Here is a 561-nt window from a genome sequence, read left to right on the forward strand (position 1 = left end):
CGCAAATACCAAACTTGCAATGAACGCAAGGTTTTGGTTTTCAAAGATAATACCGGTCACGATTGACAATAAACTTAACGCAACCACGGTAATTTTTGATGCACGCATCTCTTCTTCAGGTCTCGCTTGACCTTTTCTGATAACACTAGCATACAAGTCATGGCTGACCGCTGAAGCGCCTGATAAAGTCAAACCTGCCACAACCGCTAGGATAGTCGCGAAAGCAACCGCCGAGATAAAGCCTAAGAATAGGTTACCACCCACGGCATGGGACAAGTGAATCGCTGCCATGTTGGCACCACCGATGAGTGCTTGTGAGCTTACGCCATCTTTAACCACAGTCGTGAAATAATCTGGATGTTCAGCTAGGATAACGATAGCACCCAAACCAATAAGAACGATCATAAAATACACGTAAGCAATACAGCTAGCGGCAACCAGTACCGATTTACGGGCTTGTTTGGCATCTGGCACCGTAAAGAAACGCATCAATACGTGTGGTAAACCTGCTGTACCAAACAATAGACCCAAACCTAATGAGATAGATTCAATGGGATTATT

Annotated in this window: 1 protein-coding gene; it reads right to left on the bottom strand. The window is 44.7% G+C overall.

What is annotated here, in order from left to right:
- Positions 1-561: sodium:solute symporter family transporter (locus tag IEY58_RS34195; RefSeq protein WP_407648474.1), on the bottom strand; the 561-nt coding region annotated here is incomplete at both ends.

It is taken from the genome of Aliidongia dinghuensis, from assembly GCF_014643535.1.
In the GTDB taxonomy this organism is placed as follows: Bacteria; Pseudomonadota; Alphaproteobacteria; order ATCC43930; family CGMCC-115725; genus Aliidongia; species Aliidongia dinghuensis.